The following is a 2,329-nucleotide window of genomic DNA, read 5'->3' as shown; positions in this document are numbered from 1 at the left end:
ATATATGTCCATGAGAAAGACACAAATGAGATTATTGAGATTGCAGATAAACAAGGTTTAAACAAACGTTTGTTTATGTATTGTGACTCTGCTGAACCAGACCGTATTAAGATGTGGAAGAAAGCAGGATACAAAGCTACTGCTGTTGTTAAAAATCCAAACAGTGTAAAAGCTCAAATAGACTATTTGAAAACATTAAAAATACACATTCACCCTTCTTGTGTGAATTTTATTGCAGAAATACAACAATGGAAATGGAAGAAAGATTCAAAAACAGGATTATATTTAGATGAACCTGTTGAAGTATTTGACGATGCTATGGCTGCGTTACGCTATATTATCGAAAGTAAAAGACGTAGCAGAAAAGCAAGAGCTGTTAAGTCAATCTATTAAGACCTGCGGTAGTATGTCAACTGAGAAATAACAAAGTTTAAAGTTGTCAAAGGTCAATTTGTTTAAAAAAGGCATCACGAAACTAAACCAGTAACGAATGTAATTTACTGGAAAACAATGAAAGGTAGCGATGACAAAATTTTATGTCATTCTTTCACACACCTTCCGGGCGTAAAAAGTTGGTGGCTACGTAGTAGCGCATCCACCAATCGCACAAATTTTCTTGCGGTTAGAACGAGTGCACGTTTGTGTTGATGTTTTGGTACTTCATTATATTTTTTCACGTAATACTCTTGATAATCTGATACATGCTTTCTTACTGAATTGGCGGCTTCAACTAAGTAATAACGCAAGTAATGATTACCTGTACGGGATAATGAAGTATCTTCGGCTGTAAAACGACCGGATTGGTGCTTTCGCCAGTATAATCCAGCGTATTTGGCTATTTTTGTTTCATCGTCAAATCTTTCGATTTGGCCAATCTCAGCAATGATACCGGCAGCGAAAACTGGACCTACTCCAGGAATAGATTCAAGTGTTTGGGTCAAACCAGCCATGATTTTTTTAATAGACTTTTCTAATTCCTTGATTTGCTGTTGAAACGTACGAATGACTGCGATGGATGTACCTAAGATGACATCTATTGAATCTTCTACAACCTTATCCAAGCGATAAGAAGCTTTCACAGCTTTTTGAATGGATGCTGCTACGCATTTTGGATCACCAAAACGGTTTCGACTTTTTTCCTGTAGGAACTCAGCGAGTTCTTCTAAAGGCATATTAGCTAGTTCCTCTAAGCTGAATTTTTCAAGAAATAGTTCTGTCATGGCGCTACCAAATACGGAAGTATCCACCTCTTGTGAAAATGTATTACATTTAAAACTTAGGTGCTGAAGAAAGTGTTGTTTTTCTTTCGTTAACATTTTGACAAGTTGGTATCGTGATCGAGTTAATTGCTGCAGTGCCACGTACTGGCTTTCTTTTACGATAGACATTTGATTACGACCAAATCGTAAGTAATCAGCAATGACAAAGGCATCAATCTCATCGGTTTTATTCATGTCAGAATAGCTTTTCTTAAAATTTGCGACTTGCTTTGGGTTTAGGAGAAATACTTTTGCTCCAAAACGCTGTAAATCTATATCATGGTGAAGAAACATAGAAGGATGAAAGCTGTAAACAGAGGTGGATTCTAGACCAATCTTAAGGATGTCGACCTCTTTACCTACAACGCACTGTAATAATTTTTCTTTGAGTGTAGTAGCTCCTGGTAGGTCATTACTGACCGAAAAAGAATCCAGTTTTTCTCCATCACCATTTAAAAAGCAAACTTTCATATCAAACGAACTTACATCTAAACCAACAAATAATCTCATGTAAGAGACCTCCCTTCTATATTAGAATCATTTCTTGGACGTCTCGAGATATCTCTAGTGTGTACGCCGACCAACAACCTCGTGTATGAGAGCTAGTCCTGAATCGAAAGCCGCCCTAGAGCTACTATCATCTAGGTTCGAGGGTCAGGCTGCTCAGCCTGCGAGTAGGGAGTCCCGCACGTTCACTGAGAAACACTCTTCAAATGTGGTAAATCCACAGGAGGTGAAAGAATTGTCCCAAATGATCCTAAAATCATTATCTAGAAATATCTTGAGACGTCCAAGTATTTTTATTTATAGGGCTCTTATTAAGAAGAAAATCTAAGCCTGTAATAGGGCTTAAATATTAATATACGAGGAGGTGAGAGGTAAATGAAAGTGATTTGTATTGAAGATGCATATATGAATCCTGATAAAGAAAAAGGTGGGAAACATGCAGGGAAAAGAGCTTTTACAAAAGGGCAGATTTATCATGCAAGACACTACACAACGACATTCGAAGATCCATGGACATTGTTAAAAGCATTAAGGGTAACGAATGATTTTAATGAACGACACAT

The 2,329-nt window shown here is 37.3% G+C and carries 3 protein-coding genes; 2 read left to right on the top strand and 1 reads right to left on the bottom strand.

Annotation, left to right across the window (positions count from 1 at the left end):
• Window positions 1-393, top strand: a 393-nt coding sequence (locus KO512_RS15315) for a terminase large subunit (protein ID WP_215953229.1), incomplete at its 5' end; no start/stop codon positions are given.
• 146 nt (window positions 394-539) lie between these two features.
• On the opposite strand, the gene KO512_RS15310 is transcribed toward KO512_RS15315, so the two are convergent.
• Window positions 540-1,769: an IS110 family transposase gene (locus KO512_RS15310; protein ID WP_215953228.1), complete on the bottom strand. Its 1,230-nt coding sequence runs from the start codon at window positions 1,767-1,769 to the stop codon at window positions 540-542.
• 372 nt (window positions 1,770-2,141) lie between these two features.
• On the opposite strand from KO512_RS15310, the gene KO512_RS15305 reads away from it, so the two are divergent.
• Window positions 2,142-2,329, top strand: a 188-nt coding sequence (locus tag KO512_RS15305; RefSeq protein WP_215953227.1) for a hypothetical protein, incomplete at its 3' end; no start/stop codon positions are given.

Source organism: Amphritea atlantica, assembly GCF_018860855.1.
GTDB lineage: Bacteria > Pseudomonadota > Gammaproteobacteria > Pseudomonadales > Balneatricaceae > Amphritea > Amphritea atlantica_A.
The sequence above is the reverse complement of the archived record's forward strand: the minus strand, read 5'-3'. Positions and strand labels throughout refer to the sequence as shown.

Bases quoted from the DNA above. Each gene is read 5' to 3' on its own strand.
- KO512_RS15310 (WP_215953228.1), bottom strand. From the start codon at position 1,769: ATGAGATTATTTGTTGGTTTAGATGTAAGTTCGTTTGATATGAAAGTT.